The following is a 15723-nucleotide window of genomic DNA, read 5'->3' on the forward strand; positions in this document are numbered from 1 at the left end:
GCTAATGATACCCGCTGACAGCGAGGAGTTGAATGTTGTGAACCGGATTAAGACCAAAGGTTACGGTAAAGGGGCCAAAAGTGTCATGTTGCTGGCCCATGGGGCCGGCGCGCCCATGGACTCTCCTTTCATGGAGCAACTATCTGACGCTTTGGATCGGCAGGGGATTGCAACGGTCAGGTTTGAGTTTCCGTATATGGTTCGGCGGCGGGAAGACGGCCGCAAGCGGCCACCGGACCGAATGCCTGTGTTGCTGGATTCATTCCGGGCCGAAGTGGCACGGGTGCGAGATGAGGTGAGTGAGGACTGCCTGATGCTGGTTGGAGGCAAGTCGATGGGTGGTCGGGTGGCCTCAATGTTGGCCAGTGAACATGCTCCGGGTATTGCCGGGGTTATCTGCTATGGCTACCCTTTCCATCCCCCGGGCAAGCCAGATCGGTGGCGTATTGATCATTTTTCGACCGTTGGCTGCCCGATGATGATTGTACAAGGAACCCGGGACCCTTTCGGCAAGCTGGAGGAGGTAGCGGCCCAGGGTGAGATGCCGGGGCTTTCCCGGCTGTGCTGGTTGGATGGCGGAAACCATGACTTTCAGACACCGGCAAAGCATCCCGGCAGCCAGGCAACCCTTATCGAGCAGGCGGCTGGCGAAACCGGCCGATTTGTTCAGGAGTTGCTGGCGGGCTCGGAGCTGTGTTGAGCAAGGGTAATTGCGTCCCGGCCGGCGGCTTTGGAGGCATAGAGGGCTTCATCGGCGCGTCGGAACAGGCTGTCTGGCTGCTCTTCGACGCCCAGTTCCGCGATGCCTGCGCTAACGGTGAGGCTGACGGCTGTACCATCGGGAGCGGTAATGCGAGAGTCCCGCACCGCCTCAAGAATATCCTGGCACAACTTGGAAGCGCCGGTGGCGTCTGTACCGGGTAGCAGCAGGGCAAATTCCTCACCACCAAAACGGACCGCGACATCCCGTGGTCGCTTGATCTGGTTCTTCAGGCAGGTCGCGATGTGCCTGAGGCATTGGTCACCGAAATCGTGGCCCCAGCTGTCGTTAATCCGCTTGAAATGATCGGCATCAACCAGCGCCAGCGACAATGGCTGGCCGGTTCGACGGGCTTCACGGCAGAGTTCCGGTAACAGGTTATCCATATGCCGGCGGTTGTGTAGTCCGGTCAGGGCATCGTTCAGGCTGAGGGACGCCAGTTTCCGGTTCGCCTGCTCAAGTTCCCGCATGGTATTGCGCAGTTGTGCGGTGCGCTCGTGAACCTTGAACTCCAGCTCTGTGCGTGCTTGGTGCTCAATATCCAGCAACTTCTGATTCAGCAGGCGCCAGCGTTGCACCATGGCATAGTTCAGCAGGATAACCTGCCCCCCGACAGCCGCTTGCATCATGACCTCGCGGGCCAGGTAGTCGCCCAGGTAGCCGAAGGCCGCCAGGGCATAGGCCAGGGCACCGACCACCATGATCATCCAGGCAGCGATGTACCAGAAGGCGGGCAGGTAACCCTGGCGCCAGCGGATAGTCGCAATGACCGACAACGCGGCAATCACCATCAGCGCATGGGCTGTGTTGAGCAGGATGGCTTTGGAGTAGGGTAGCAGGAAGGTCAGGGCCAGGAAGCCCACAGCAGACCAGACCAACCCCCGGAGCACGGATTCTGAAATCGTGCCGGCGCTGACATCAAGAAATGACCAGCCAAACAGTGCCATGGCGGCTGAGCAGATGACCAGGGTGAGCGGGATCGACAGGTTCGCCAGCTGTGCACTCTCGGGCCAGAAATACTGATTCGCGAAGCCGCCCATGGCAAACAGAAACATCGCCATGGAGCTGATATAGAAAGCGTTATAGAAGTAGTACCGGGTGCCGGAGCTGAAGAATAGCAGCAGGTTAAAGGCGGCCAGAATCAGCAGCGCCCCGTAAAACAGGCCGTGGATCAAGGTCAGGTGATTGCTTTCTGCAATGACCTCTTCCGGTGTCATCAGGGCCAGGGGCACATTCAGCGCCCCGCTGCTGTGAACCCGGATGGTAATGGTGCGCCGTTCGGACGGATCCAGCGTGACCGGTAACAGGTAATAACGGTAATCTATGCCCCGGGTGGCAAACGGCAGGGAATCACCTGTGGTCAGTGGCGGCGCCGCCTCGGTGACGACATCCGGGCTGCCCGGCTGGTGGCGGTATTGCCAGAAGGTGATTTCGTCCAGCAGCGGGTAATTAAGTTTCAGATACCAGAGCGCCCGGTTGGCGCCCGGGTTGTGGACGGTCAGTTGTATCCAGTAGACGGCGTCTGTATGGCTGAACACCAGGTCGTGGCCATTGGCGGGTGTCCAGGGCATATCCACCGGCAGTTCTGATGCGCTCTGAGCGGCGTGGGCTGGCTCGCCGGGGCGGGCGGAATGGAAACACAAGTGATGATTAATTGCGCTCCGGGCTTCGGGGTTGGTTGCCTGTAGGGTCGGGCATGGTTCCGCCGCCATGCTGTAACCGGGCATAATGCCGGCAAAGGCCAGCAGGCCAAGCATCAGCAGGGCGCAGAATCGAGGCGTCATCAACGAAATCCCGTGTCGAATGAAGGCGGAAGTGTAGCCAGCGTAAACAAATCCTGCTGTTAAACAGGTTCAAGTTTCTTGTTTGTCGGGGTGTCAGATTCCTGACAATTTTGAATGAAAAGGTGATAGATGCAACAGGTTATGCTGGTGTGCCGCCCGGGATTCGAAGCCGAGGCGGGCCAGGAAGTGACGGATCAGGCAGCCCTTAAAGGCGTGTTTGGTTATTTTCAGCCGGTCAGGAACAGCGGGTTGGTCCGGTTTACCATTGGCAGTGAGGAAAGCCCGGAGGAACTGATGGGCCGCCTGCCGTTGGACGAACTGGTATTTGTTCGGGACTGGTTCGTTATCCTGGGCGATTGTGCGTTGCCAGTACAGGATCGGGTTGGGGCCGTGGTCGGTTTTCTGCGAGATCAGGATTGGAAGGGGAGTGGCTGTGCCCGGGTAGAGGTGCGTTTACCGGAGAACAACGAGGACCGGGACCTGGGTAACTTTTCCCGAAAATGGGTGGCGCCGTTATCCAAGGGCCTGCGGGGCGCGGGATTGCTTCAGGAAACGGCGGATGCAAAGACTAGAAAACGGCTGGAAATACTGCTGGCAGACTTTGGTATGGCTGTGATTGGGTACAGCCTCGCTGGTAACCGGTCGCCGTTCCCTGGGGGCGTGCCGCGGCTCAGATTACCCGCCTCGGCCCCCAGCCGCTCCGCGCTCAAACTCGAGGAAGCCTGGAAAGTATTTCTGCCGGAGGATCGCTGGCTCGACTACCTGGGTGGTGGCAGGAAAGCCGTCGATCTGGGAGCCGCGCCCGGCGGTTGGACCTGGCAACTGGTGAACCAGGGTATGATGGTGACGGCTGTTGATAATGGCCCGATGAATCCGGATTTGATGGCCAGTGGGCATGTTGAGCACATTGAGGCGGATGGTTATGCCTGGCGCCCGAAGCGGGCGGTCGACTGGATGGTTTGCGACATAGTCGATAAGCCGCGCCGCACCGCCCGGATGGCAGTGGACTGGCTGGCAGACAGGCTTTGCCGTTACACGGTATTCAACCTGAAGTTACCGATGAAGAAGCGCTACGACGAATGGCTGGTATGCCAGGACATCCTGGTGCGTGGTCTTGAGGAGGCGGGCCTGACTTGCCGTGTACGGGCCCGCCACCTTTATCATGATCGAGAGGAAATCACCTGTTTTATCGAGCGCCTGGACTAAGCCGGAGTGGCTCAGGGCATAGGGCTTTGCTCAAGAACTGTGATGATTTCATCGCGGTCCATCATGGGCACCAGTTCTGCCATCAGCTCGCGCCGCTCCCGGGAGTGGTACCAGCGATCCCAGTCAGCTTCAGAGCGCCAGTTGGCAAGGGTGATACGGTGGTTCGGGTCATGGCTGTCGACCAGCGTCTCACCTGAAATAAAACCGGGTGTACTAACGGCCTGCTGCAGTACCAAACGTGAACGCTCCTCGTAGGCGGTTTCCAGAGACTCTGCGATGTGTCGTTCAATCAAAACCCGAATCATGCAATTGGTCCTTTATTTTCGTTGCTGTAAACAATAATTTAGCACCGGATTCTGAAAATCACGAGAACTGGAGGTGGCTGTTGTGACAACCCTGGAGTTTCAAGCCGAGCTGGACGCTCGAGGGCTGTTGTGCCCGGAACCGGTAATGATGCTGCACACCCGGATCAACGATGTTGGCGTGGGGGAAGTGTTGCGCGTTGTAGCGACCGATCCTTCAACAACCCGGGATATACCCCGTTTTTGCCAGTTCCTGAGCCATGAGCTGCTGAGCCAACAGGAACTGGAAGGGGAATTCCATTTCCTGATTCGCCGTTGTGAGAGCTGAGCACACCGCTCAGCTCTCCCGGGCCACCTTGCCAAGATGGTCAAGGAACTGCCTACGGTTCATTTCCCCGAGCACCCGTGCTTCCTGTAGCTCTTCGCCGTTGGTTCGATAGAACAGAATGGCCGGCGGACCAAATAGCCCGAGTTCATTCAGCAGGGCCTGTTGGTCACGGGTGTTGTCGGTCATGTCGATTTGCAACAGGGTGTAGGGTGCTAACGCCTGGATCACGTCCTGGTCGCTGAACACGTTCCGCTCCATGATTTTGCACGACACGCACCAATCCGCGTAGAAGTCGAGCACAACAGGTTGCTGGTTGGCGCGGGCATCGGCCAGCATTGCGCGAATCTGTTGCGGATCTTCGACCCGCTGGAAGTCTGCATGGCTGGCGCCGCCGCCCTGAACCTGGCCGGCAGATGCGGTAAACGGTGCCAGCGGCCGCAGCGGATCATTGGCGCCGCTGAACGCCCCTGCCAGGAGCGCCAGGCCATAGGCGAACATTACCAGGCCCAGGCCCTTGCGTGTGCGTTCCCAGCCAGCCCTGGCCGCATCAAAAGCACCCAACTGAACGCCTGTGATGGCCACCAGTAGCCCCCACATGGTCAGGCCTGCCCAGGCTGGTACCATCCGCTCGATAAGCCAGATGGCAACGGCAAGCAGCATCACGCCGTAAAAATGTTTGACGGTCGTCATCCAGTGGCCTGAGGTAGGCAGCAGCTTGCGTCCGCCGACGGCCACAAGAATCAGTGGCACACCCATGCCAAGCCCAAGTGCAAGCAGGGCAACGCCGCCTATGACGGCGTCCTGTGTGGTTGAAATGTAAAGCAGGCTACCGGCCAGAGGCGCAGAGACACAGGGCGAGACAATCAGTGCCGACAATGAACCAATGCCGAAGATACTGATCACCCGGGTGCCGGTCAGCTTCTGGCTGGCATCGTTCAGCGGCTCGCGGATAAACCTGGGTAGCTGAATCTCAAACAGGTCAAACATCGCCAGGGCAAACACCACAAACAGTGCCGCAAAAACACCGAGTACGAGGGGCGACTGGAGCTGTGCCTGCAGGTTGAAACTGGCGCCCAGCAGGCCGGTAATCACCCCAGCGGCGGCGTAGGTAAGCGCCATGCCCAGCACGTAGCTGCCGGAAAGAAGGAGAGCATGGCCTGTCGTGCGGGTGTTGTGGCCTGAGACCATAGTGGAAATAATCGGCACCATGGGCAACACGCACGGGGTGAAGGTCAGCCCCAGCCCCAGCAGGAAGAATACCCCAGCGATCATCCAGATCGACTGGCTGGACAGGAATCCGGCCAGGCCGGTTGCCGAAGAAGTGTTATCTGTCGTGTTGAATGCTCCGCTGCTGGAGACGCTGCCTGAAGCGGGTGAGGAACGACTGCCCTGGCTATCACCTTTACCCGGATAGTACAGAACGTCCCGCGTCTGCGGCGGATAACACAGACCCGCCTTTGCGCAGCCCTGGTAGGTCACTTGCAGTTCCGCTTCCTGTATACCCTCGGGAAGGATGACCGGCACCCGGGCCTCGACCGGATCGAAGAACACCATCATCTCGCCGAAGTATTCGTCTTCGGTCAGGGTGCCGGGCAGGGAGAACTCGGGCTCGCCAATGCTGACGCCTTCAGTGACCGGAGTAATCTGTATACGGCTTTTGTAGAGATAGTGTTCCGGGGCAATATTCCAGGACAGGACAACGCTGTCGCCTTCCGTGCTGTGGTTGAAGGGCAGCGCCTCGTCTACGGGCAGGAAGCCGTTGTTGCCGCCACCAAACAGGGAGCTTCCTGAGTTGCCAAAGGCCAGGGCGGAGGCCGGAAGCAGGGTAAACAGCAGTGCCAGCAAGGCCCCGAGCTGGGAGACCGGGCGGCGCAATCGTTGATGGGAGTCTGGAATAGCTGTCATGAATTCTTCGTTATCCTGGGTGTTTCCAATGGGGGGCGGTATTGCGGCTCGTCGCCTTGCTGCCAGTGACATCATTGCCATGGCAAAGTTCCCTCTGGTATTGCTTGTATTAAAGTCGCACAATAGCCAACCGATGAATCACAATCCAGACGATCTTATCATGCTGTTCAACGACCTGTTCCGGGAATCCTTCCGGACCATTCTGGTCAGGGGCAGTGACGAACCGGAGTACCTGCCTGCCAGCGAGCCAGACGGACTTGCCCGGGTAGTGTTTGCCCACGGTTTTTTTGCCAGTGCCCTCCACGAGATTGCCCATTGGTGTTTAGCCGGTGAGCATCGGCGCACGTTGCACGATTACGGATACTGGTATTGTCCGGATGGTCGCAGCCTGGAGCAACAGCAGGCGTTTGAAAAGGTGGAGGTCAAGCCTCAGGCCCTTGAATGGCTGTTTTCCCTGGCGGCCGGCACGCGCTTTCATATCAGCGTTGATAACCTTTCCGGCAGCGGCGCGGCCGATGAGCGAGGCTTCCGCCATAATGTGTGCCTGCAGGCCTCCCAATATCTGGTTCATGGCCTGCCATCAAGGGCCCAGCAATTTTTCGATACACTCAAGTCTTTCTACGGGACGGCCGAAAGAATCCAGCAGTGCTGGCATCAGGATAAGCGCCGCGTGGCGCCCACGGCTCCCGAATACGACCACTCAAGGATATTAGAGCCTTTATGACATCTGACCCAAAACATACCGGCGATTTGCGCTTCAGCGATCTGAACCTCGACAAGCGCCTGCTGGATGCCATCAGTAAAATCGGATTTGAATACTGCACGCCCATTCAGGCCGAAACCCTGCCCTGGACCCTGGCTTGCGAAGACCTGATCGGCCAGGCCCAGACCGGTACCGGTAAAACGGCAGCCTTCCTGATTACGGCGATACAGACTCTGCTGGAAACACCGGTGGATGAAAAAGACCGGTTTGCCTCTGAGCCCAGAGTGCTTGCCCTGGCTCCAACCCGTGAATTGGCGATGCAGATTGCCAAGGACGCAGAGCAGCTGTGCCAGTACACCGGCCACAATGTGGTTACCGTGGTGGGCGGTATGAACTACGACAAGCAACGCGAGCAGTTGCAGAACGAGATTGTCGACATTCTGGTGGCAACCCCGGGCCGGTTGATCGACTTTTTGGGCTCCCAGGACGTGTTTCTGGACCAGATCGACATCCTGATCCTGGATGAAGCAGACCGCATGCTGGATATGGGCTTCATCCCTGACGTCAAACGAATTATCCGCAAGTGCACCAGCAAAGAAGATCGCCAAACCCTGCTGTTCAGCGCCACCTTCAACCAGGACGTTCTGAACCTGGCGTCCATGTGGACCCAAAACGCAGAGTTTGTTGAGATCGAGCCGGAGCAGAAAACCGCCGAACGGGTAGAGCAGACCGTGTATCTGGTGTCTGACGACGACAAACTGCCGGTGCTGGTGAACTACCTCAAACGTCCGGAAGTTGAGAAGGCCATTGTGTTTGCCAATCGTCGTGACCAGTGCCGGGATCTTGAGGAGGATCTGAAGAATCAGGGCGTGAAGGTGTCCCTGATGTCTGGTGAGATCGCCCAGAACAAACGGTTGAAAACCCTGGACCAGTTCAAAAAGGGGCAGATCCAGGTGCTGGTGGCTACCGATGTGGCAGGCCGGGGCATTCACGTGAATGGCGTTACCCACGTGTTCAACTACAACCTGCCTGAGAACGCCGAGGATTACGTACACCGGATTGGTCGTACCGGGCGCGCAGGCAAGACCGGTGTTTCCGTCAGCTTTGCCGGGGAAGACGACTCTTTTGCCTTACCGGAGATCGAGAAGTACATCAGCCAGAAGCTGAAAACCGCGGTGCCAGACGAAGACTTGATGGCCACCATGGATAACCCGCCGATCACGCGCAAGCGCGGTGGTCGCCGCCCCCAGAGCGGCCGCGGGCCGGCAGGGCGTGGCGGTTCGCGGCCCCGGCGCAACTGAGTCGCGTTGGTACAGGGCGATTTAGGGTGATGGAGACCAGGTTATGCTGATCGTTGCGGACGAGAACATTCCTTTACTGGACGCGTTCTTCGGTGATATTGGAGAAATACGCCGGGTTACAGGGCGAACACTGAGTCGTGAGCAGGTGCAGGATGCGGATATCCTGCTGGTTCGTTCGGTGACCCGTGTTAACCGGGAGTTGCTTGAAGGCAGCCGGGTTCGTTTTGTGGGTACTGCGACCATTGGCACAGACCATATTGACCTGGAGTGGTTGCAGGCGAGGGGTATCGGCTTTGCCGCCGCCCCCGGATGCAACGCCACCAGTGTGGCCGAATACGTGTTGTCGGTGGTATCGCTGTTTGCTGAGCGACGGGGGCTGGACGATTGGACATCCCTGACGGTTGGTATCGTTGGCGTTGGTAATGTCGGTGGTCAGCTGGCTCAATGCCTGGAGCGCCTTGGTTTTGAGGTGCGCCTGTGTGACCCGCCGAGGCAGGAACGGGAACCCGGTGCTGAGCTGCCCTTTGTCAGTCTGGCTGAGGCGCTGGAGTGTGACGTGGTTACCCTGCATACGCCATTAACCCGCCATCAGCCCCACGCCACCTGGCACATGGTGTCTGACCCGGAGCTGGCGTTGATCGGCGCCGATCAACTGCTGATCAACGGTGGTAGGGGAGAAGTTGTTGATTCCGAGGCCTTGATGCGCAGACTGGAACAGGCTGATGCACCGCTGGTGGCCCTGGATGTCTGGGAGCATGAGCCTGGGATACGTCCCGATCTTGTGGACAAGGTATGGCTCGCGACGCCCCATATTGCCGGGTACAGCCTGGAAGGCAAGATGCAGGGCACGGAAATGGTTTATCGGGCGCTGTGTCAGTTCCTGGGCCTGCCCATACGCAAGAAAGCAGGCCAGTTTTTACCTGAACCAGCGGTCAGCAAAGTCTCGTTTACCAGTTCAGCCGAGGAAGATGAGGCCATTCGTACGGCACTGCGGGTCTGTTATGACCCAAGGCGGGATGATGCCAGGCTGAGACTGGCCATGCGGGGAAATCCGGAGCAACGGGCGGTGGCGTTTGACCGCCTGCGCCGGGACTATCCGGTGCGCCGGGAGTGCTCCAGCCTGAAGGTTCAGCTCAAAGGGACCAGTAAATCGCTCCAGGACGGTTTCCGTGCGCTGGGCTGCAAACTCAAGATCTGATCAACATTACCTGATTGCACATGCAAAGGGGGCGCCGATAGCGCCCCCTTTTGTTTTCTGTCAAACCCTGGCGTTCTGCAGAGCTGCGATGCGATCTTCCAGTGGTGGGTGAGTCATGAACAAGGCTGCCAGGCCGGCCCGGGCGCCGCGATTAATGCCGAAGGCCTGGAGGGTATCGGGCATTTGATCCGGCACTTCACTCTCCTGCTTCAGGCGAGCCAGCGCGCTGATCATCGCTCCGGTACCGGCAAGCTGAGCTCCAGCGATGTCAGCCCGGAACTCCCGGCGGCGGGAGAACCAGAACACAATGGTGCTAGCCAGTATGCCCAGGACAATCTCGGCCGCGATACTGACGACAAAAAAGCCGATGCCATGGCCATTTTCGTTCTTGAACACCACCCGGTCGACGAAGGAGCCGATGACCCGGGAGGCGAAAATCACAAAGGTGTTCACCACACCCTGGATCAGCGCCAGTGTGACCATGTCGCCGTTGGCCACATGGCCAATCTCATGGCCCAGTACGGCCCGGATCTCATCCTTGTTGAAGCGGTGCAGCAGCCCCTCGCTAACGGCTACCAGTGAGTCGTTCTTGTTCCAGCCGGTGGCAAAAGCGTTGGACTGGGAGGCAGGGAAAATCGCGACTTCAGGCATGCCGATGCCCGCTTTCTTTGACAGCTCTGCCACCGTGTCCACCAGCCAGCGTTCGGCCGGAGTTCTGGGGGAGTCGATAACCCGGGCTTTGGTGCTCCACTTGGCCATGGGTTTGGAAATCAGCAGCGAGATGATGGCACCCGCAAAGCCGAATACGGCCGCAAACGCCAGGAGCGAACCGTAATTGATGCCCTGTTGGGCCAGGTAGCTGTCAACGCCCAGCAGGCGCAAGGTAAAACTTGCGACCAGGATGACCGCCAGGTTGGTGGCCAGAAACAACAAAATCCGCATAGTCTATTCCCGTGTTAACGTTCCCTGAAACTGGTTGCCTTTCTGACCGATATATGTGGTCCGGGTTCACGCCTTCAAGAGTCTTACCTGGATTTAATGCACGCTCCCCGCGCCGGTATCCAGGAAGAAGGAGGACTGAACGGCCAGGCTGATACGGCTGGAGCTGCCACTCTTGAGGGCCGATCTCAGCAGGTGGATATAGGTTGAAAGGTCTTTCTGTACAGACGGTGGCAGTTCCGCTTCAGCGCTGGAGGCATTCAACTCCCGGATCAACGCCTGGGGTGCGGGGGCGCTGAGGCGCACAAAGGCTTCGCGGGTCAGTACCGCCTGATCCAGGGCTTCCTGCCGAATCGTGTCAACGTAGCGCAGCAAACCCTCTTCCGAAAGCCACAGGAGCGCGCCGAAGCAAGCCATGTGCCGTTTGCTGTGCAGGCCGAATTCGTCGGGCTCGTCCGGCCCGGCGATGTCTTCGACGAACAGGTTAATCCGTCTCGGAAACGCAGCATAAAGCTGGATCAACGCAATTGCGACGTCCTTGTAGAACTCCTCGACGTGTATGTCGGCCATATCAGCTCCGGTTACTGGCGGTAATGCTCCAGGAAATTGCCCAGTCGGCCCATGGCGTCTGCCAGGGTATCCTCCCGGGGGAGGAAGACCACCCGCAGATGCTGTTTGTCATCAATGTTGAAGGCGGAGCCTTGTACCAGCAGGATTTTCTCCTGCAGCAGAAGGTCGAGTACCAGCTTTTCATCGTTGACCACCGGGAAGTGCTTTGGGTCCAGCCTTGGGAACAGGTACAGGGCGCCCTGGGGTTTAACACAAGTGACGCCGGGAATGTCGTTGAGCATGCGCCAGGCAGTTTCTCTCTGTTCGTACAGCCGGCCGCCAGGTGCTACCAGATCGTTGATGGACTGGTAGCCACCCAGGGACGTCTGGATGGCCAGCTGTGCCGGCACGTTGGCACACAGGCGCATGTTGGAGAGCATCTCGATGCCCTCGATCAGGTCCCGGGCACGGTGTTTGGCACCGCTGATGATCATCCAGCCGGATCGGTAGCCGGCTGCCCGGTAGTTCTTCGACAGTCCGTTATAGGTGAAGAACAGCACGTCGTCGGCCAGTGAGGCAATGGAAGTGTGCTGGGTGCCGTCATACAGGATCTTGTCGTAGATCTCGTCCGAGAGAATGATCAGGTTGTGCTGGCGGGCCAGCTCGATGACCTGCTGCAATAGCTCTTCCGAATAGACGGCACCGGTGGGGTTGTTGGGGTTGATCAACACAATGGCCCGGGTACGTCGGGTGATCTTTTTCTTGATGTCATCAATGTCCGGAAACCAACCCTGTTGCTCGTCGCACCGGTAATGCACCGGCTTGCCGCTGGAGAGGGTGACAGCGGCGGTCCAGAGCGGGTAATCCGGTGCCGGAATCAGCACTTCATCGCCGGTGTTCAGCAGTGCCTGCATCGACATGACGATCAGCTCACTGACGCCGTTGCCCAGGAAAATGTCGTCAATATCGACCTTGGCAATGCCCCGTTGCTGGCAGTAATGCATCACGGCCTTTCGTGCAGAGAAAAGCCCCTTGGACTCCACGTATCCCTGGGCCTGGTGCATGTTGTAGATAACGTCTTGCTGGATCTCTTCCGGCACGTCAAGCTCAAACGCTGCCGGGTTGCCAATGTTGAGTTTGAGAACCCGATGGCCCTCTTCTTCAAGGCGACGCGCCTCACGCAGAACCACGCCACGAATTTCATAACACACATTGTCGAGCTTGGCGGATTTGAAATAGTTCTGCATGGGTCGCTGGCGTCCTTAACAAACAGTCTGAAAGAGGTTCCGGTAAACGGAAGCATCCTATTCTAGCGGAGGGGAGCCCCGGGGCAACAGGGGCAAATGTGTTGAATTGTGGGCAAATACGGATAGTTTGCGGCGGTTTTTGAAAGTGAACTCTGGATCACTGGCCCGTTAAGACTTTTTTGAGTGTGGCTTTACAAAATTATATTGTGCACAATATAAAATCATGCAAATCATCGACAGGAGTAAACGTATGTCTGGCGAATCCATTTACGATTTCAGTGTTCGTGACATTAAGGGCAATGAAGCCTCCATGGCGGATTACAAGGGAAAGGTCTTGCTGATTGTGAACACCGCGTCAAAGTGTGGCTTCACACCTCAATTTGAGGGCTTGCAAGCGCTGCATGAGGAACTCGGTGACCAGGGATTCGAGGTATTGGGCTTTCCCTGTAACCAGTTCATGAATCAGGATCCCGCAAATGAGGATGCCATCAGTCAGTTCTGTTCCCTGAATTACGGTGTCAGCTTCCCGATGTTTGCCAAGGTTGATGTGAACGGGGATGGCGCGCATCCGCTGTTCCAGTTTTTGAAGCGGGAAGCGAAGGGGCTGATGGGTTCTGAGAAGGTAAAGTGGAACTTTACCAAGTTTCTGGTCAACCGCGACGGGCAGGTAATCCGCCGTTACGCACCCACAGCGAAACCCGCTGACATTCGTGCTGATATCGAGAAGCTGCTCTGACATGAACGGTGATGATCAGAGGCTGGCGCTCGATAACCAGATCTGCTTTGCCCTCTATGCCCTCAATCGGGCCGTCACAGCGCGGTATCGTCCCGTGCTGGCGGAACTGGGACTGACCTATCCGCAGTATCTGGTGATGCTGGCTCTCTGGGAGCATGGCCCGGTTGGCGAGGCCGCCCGGGTATCGGATATAGGCGCCCGGTTGCGCCTGGACAGTGGCACTCTCACGCCGCTTTTGAAGCGGCTGGAGGAGCGCGGCCTGCTCATCCGGCGCCGGCAGGCAAGTGACGAGCGGGTTGTTCGCCTTAGCCTGACAGGCGACGGCTGGCGGTTACGGGAACAGGCTCGCGGGGTGCCAGGGCAATTGATGTGCGGCCTGGATGTGGCGCCGGAACGGTTGGTCGCCCTTCGGCAGGAGCTCAGAAGTCTGCTTGAGGTTCTGGAGCGTTCGGGGCCCAGCGATTGATAACGGCCCTGAGCTCCTCACGCTTGTAGGGTTTGGTGATGTAATCGTTCATTCCGGCTTCCAGGCAATCCTCCCGATCACCCTGCATAACATTGGCGGTCACCGCAATAATCGGCAAGTTTTGCCATTCCGGGTTGCGCCTGATGGCCCGGGTTGCCTCATAACCATCCATAACGGGCATCTGGCAATCCATAAGAACCAGGTCGTAACGGCGCTTTTGCAACGCCTCCAATGCCCTCTGGCCATTCTCTGCATGGTCTACCCGATGGCCCAGCTTTTTCAGCAGGCTGCTGGCGACCAGCTGATTGACCTGATTATCCTCGACCAACAGCAGGGTGAGTTGGTTCTCGGTTCTCGCGGCCCTGGTTGATTGATCCAGCGGTTGTGAACTTCCGCTGTCCGGCAATCCTGCGGCGGCGCAGAGGCAGTGGTAGAGTTCGGTGCGTCTGAGCGGCAGCGGCAGAATAAACTGACCGGGACGGCGGGAACTGATTGAGCCAGTGCTGTCTGCCAGGATAACGCCCATTCCCTGCCAGTCATCGGCAAAGGCCTTGCACTCTTCGTCGCCTGGCTCTGCGGCCACCAGCAAGATGCCCTTTGGATGACGGCTGGCGCTTCTGACCGGGATAGCCCAGGCTCGCAGTTGTGATTCAATCGCCAGCCGGTGCGGGTGATCCTGCGGTATGGCCATGGCAACACCTGTTTCGCACAGCCGGGTGGCAGCGGCTTCTGGCAGGGTCGGGTGTGCGGGTTCATGTACCGGCAGGGGCAGGGTGACGGTGAAATGAGTACCGGCGCCCTCGCTGGAATCCACCAGTATCTGCCCGTGCATACGTTCCACCAGTTGGCGGCACAGCGTCAGGCCAAGACCGGTGCCGCCGTACAGCCGGGTGGTGTCGGTGTCGGCCTGCGAAAACGGCGAGAAGATCCGGTGCAAGCCTTCTTTGGACATGCCTATGCCGCTATCAATAACCTCCACGCGAAGACTTCCACCGGAGTAGGTGGTGCGCACCCTGACATGGCCATCGTCGGTAAACTTGACCGCGTTACTGAGCAGATTATTGAGGATCTGGCGCGTGCGCGTCGGGTCGCCCAGAAACTGCTCGGGTAGCATAGGGTCGGTTTCATTGACCAGATTGATGTGTTTGCGGCGAGCCTGTTGGGCGTGAAGCGTTGAGCATTCCTCTACCAGGTCGCGAACGCTGAACGGAATATTCTCGAGATTGAGTTTTCCGGCTTCGACCTTGGAGATGTCAAGAATGTCGTTGAGCAGGCCAAGCAGGCTCTCACCGGCGTTCAATGCAATCTCCAGGCGGTTTCTCTGGCCAGCGTCCTGTTCACTTTCCAGCGCCAGCCCGAGCATTCCCAGCACCCCGTTCAGGGGGGTGCGGATCTCATGGCTCATGCTGGCCAGGAAGTTGGCTCGTGCCCGGGCCCGTCGCACCGCGTCTTCCTTGGCACGAACCAACGCCCGATTACCCCGTTGCAAGGCCTGATTCTTTTCCGAAATCTCCCGTGTTCGATCTTCAACTTCCTGCTCCAGCTGGCTGGAGTAGTTTTTCATGGCGCTTTCGGCTGCCCTCAACTGGGCCACGCTGCCTTCCATGTGTTCAAGGTGCTGGTTGATGATGCCAACCATGGTGCCGATTTCGTCAAAACGATGGTTGGCAGGCACCGGCAGCCGGACTTTTTCCGGGGTGCTGGCCCTGACCCGACTCAATGCTTCAATCACGTTGAGCATGGGGCGGGTCAGCACGAAATAGAAAATGCCAAGCAGCGCAACCGACAGCACCAGGCTCTTGAACAGTCCAATGACGAATGTGTTGACTGCCCGCTGCAGGAACTGCCAGCCGTAGTGCCAGGTATCGATGGTGACAACCAGATGGCCCAATGGCAGGTCCTGTAACTGGGGTACCTGGAGTTCTGTGCTGAAGACACTGCTGGAACCGAACAGCAGATCGCTGATCCAGCGGTATCGGGAGATCGGGCTACTTTGGCTGGCGGCCGACATGGTCTGGCCATCACTGTCCACAATCCGCGCATCTATGGTCGCCGGGTGGCGTAACAGGCCATCCAGCAGTTCCTCGGCCAGCCTCACGTCGATATTGTAGGCAATCTGGGACGCTGGACTGTTACTGATCTCGATCAGTGCCCGTATGTCCTGTTCCATGGCGTCTTTCGCCGAGAAATAGTCGAGGGTGATCTGAATCAGGTTCAGAATCAGGCCAAGAGCCATGGCCACCAGTACGGTGTCGCGGGTAAGGCGGTAGGAAAGTCTGTGCCGGAAGCTCTTTAACAC

At 58.2% G+C, this 15723-nt stretch carries 15 protein-coding genes; 8 read left to right on the top strand and 7 right to left on the bottom strand.

Translation table 11 applies throughout. The annotated features are described in order from the left end of the window. Positions 1-37: 37 nt before the first annotated feature. Positions 38-700: an alpha/beta family hydrolase gene (locus tag ASQ50_RS19925; protein ID WP_227510065.1), complete on the top strand. Its 663-nt coding sequence runs from the start codon at positions 38-40 to the stop codon at positions 698-700. Here the strand turns inward: ASQ50_RS19925 and ASQ50_RS19930 are convergent. Next, the gene (locus ASQ50_RS19930; RefSeq protein ID WP_138436421.1) at positions 667-2544 is read right to left on the bottom strand and encodes a diguanylate cyclase; all 1878 of its coding nucleotides are present in this window, start codon (positions 2542-2544) and stop codon (positions 667-669) included. The two genes, ASQ50_RS19925 and ASQ50_RS19930, sit on opposite strands and share 34 nt — an antisense overlap. Before the next feature lie 129 nt (positions 2545-2673). On the opposite strand from ASQ50_RS19930, the gene rlmM reads away from it, so the two are divergent. Then, positions 2674-3750 (top strand): 23S rRNA (cytidine(2498)-2'-O)-methyltransferase RlmM, encoded by a 1077-nt coding sequence (gene rlmM / locus ASQ50_RS19935; RefSeq protein ID WP_058089531.1) that lies wholly within the window; start codon positions 2674-2676, stop codon positions 3748-3750. An 11-nt stretch (positions 3751-3761) separates the two neighbouring features. Here rlmM and ASQ50_RS19940 read toward each other — a convergent pair whose 3' ends face one another. Beyond that, positions 3762-4055, bottom strand: a complete 294-nt coding sequence (locus ASQ50_RS19940) for an antibiotic biosynthesis monooxygenase family protein (RefSeq protein WP_058089532.1) — start codon at positions 4053-4055, stop codon at positions 3762-3764. 82 nt (positions 4056-4137) lie between these two features. Between ASQ50_RS19940 and tusA the strand changes: the two genes are divergently transcribed. Beyond that, positions 4138-4380 (top strand): sulfurtransferase TusA, encoded by a 243-nt coding sequence (gene tusA / locus ASQ50_RS19945; protein WP_058089533.1) that lies wholly within the window; start codon positions 4138-4140, stop codon positions 4378-4380. A 9-nt stretch (positions 4381-4389) separates the two neighbouring features. On the opposite strand, the gene dsbD is transcribed toward tusA, so the two are convergent. Next, positions 4390-6285: a protein-disulfide reductase DsbD gene (dsbD, locus tag ASQ50_RS19950; protein WP_058089534.1), complete on the bottom strand. Its 1896-nt coding sequence runs from the start codon at positions 6283-6285 to the stop codon at positions 4390-4392. Between dsbD and ASQ50_RS19955 the strand changes: the two genes are divergently transcribed. From ASQ50_RS19955 to pdxB, 3 genes are read left to right on the top strand one after another with little or no spacing between them, the layout of a single operon-like run. Beyond that, positions 6284-7009, top strand: coding sequence for an elongation factor P hydroxylase (locus ASQ50_RS19955; protein WP_412535709.1), 726 nt, complete (start codon positions 6284-6286; stop codon positions 7007-7009). The genes dsbD and ASQ50_RS19955 overlap by 2 nt on opposite strands. Further along, positions 7006-8289 (top strand): ATP-dependent RNA helicase RhlB, encoded by a 1284-nt coding sequence (gene rhlB, locus ASQ50_RS19960; protein ID WP_058089535.1) that lies wholly within the window; start codon positions 7006-7008, stop codon positions 8287-8289. Before ASQ50_RS19955 ends, rhlB begins: the two co-directional genes overlap by 4 nt. A gap of 43 nt (positions 8290-8332) precedes the next feature. Continuing rightward, the gene (gene pdxB, locus ASQ50_RS19965; protein WP_058089536.1) at positions 8333-9487 is read left to right on the top strand and encodes a 4-phosphoerythronate dehydrogenase PdxB; all 1155 of its coding nucleotides are present in this window, start codon (positions 8333-8335) and stop codon (positions 9485-9487) included. A 60-nt stretch (positions 9488-9547) separates the two neighbouring features. Here pdxB and htpX read toward each other — a convergent pair whose 3' ends face one another. From htpX to ASQ50_RS19980, 3 genes are all read right to left on the bottom strand, one after another. After that, positions 9548-10429 carry a protease HtpX gene (htpX, locus tag ASQ50_RS19970; RefSeq protein ID WP_058089537.1) on the bottom strand — a complete coding sequence of 294 codons (882 nt, stop codon included), beginning with the start codon at positions 10427-10429 and terminating at the stop codon, positions 9548-9550. A gap of 93 nt (positions 10430-10522) precedes the next feature. Then, a complete protein-coding gene (locus tag ASQ50_RS19975; protein WP_058089538.1) occupies positions 10523-10996 on the bottom strand; it encodes a hypothetical protein in 474 nt (157 codons plus the stop codon). Between the two features lie 11 nt (positions 10997-11007). Then, positions 11008-12222, bottom strand: coding sequence for a pyridoxal phosphate-dependent aminotransferase (locus ASQ50_RS19980; protein ID WP_058089539.1), 1215 nt, complete (start codon positions 12220-12222; stop codon positions 11008-11010). A 250-nt stretch (positions 12223-12472) separates the two neighbouring features. Here ASQ50_RS19980 and ASQ50_RS19985 point away from each other — a divergent pair, with 250 nt between their 5' ends. Beyond that, positions 12473-12958: a glutathione peroxidase gene (locus ASQ50_RS19985; protein ID WP_058089540.1), complete on the top strand. Its 486-nt coding sequence runs from the start codon at positions 12473-12475 to the stop codon at positions 12956-12958. A gap of 1 nt (position 12959) precedes the next feature. Beyond that, positions 12960-13424 carry a MarR family winged helix-turn-helix transcriptional regulator gene (locus tag ASQ50_RS19990; protein WP_058089541.1) on the top strand — a complete coding sequence of 155 codons (465 nt, stop codon included), beginning with the start codon at positions 12960-12962 and terminating at the stop codon, positions 13422-13424. On the opposite strand, the gene ASQ50_RS19995 is transcribed toward ASQ50_RS19990, so the two are convergent. Beyond that, positions 13378-15660, bottom strand: coding sequence for an ATP-binding protein (locus ASQ50_RS19995; protein ID WP_082888559.1), 2283 nt, complete (start codon positions 15658-15660; stop codon positions 13378-13380). The two genes, ASQ50_RS19990 and ASQ50_RS19995, sit on opposite strands and share 47 nt — an antisense overlap. Between the last annotated feature and the right edge of the window lie 63 nt (positions 15661-15723).

It is taken from the genome of Marinobacter sp. LQ44, from assembly GCF_001447155.2.
Classification (GTDB): domain Bacteria; phylum Pseudomonadota; class Gammaproteobacteria; order Pseudomonadales; family Oleiphilaceae; genus Marinobacter.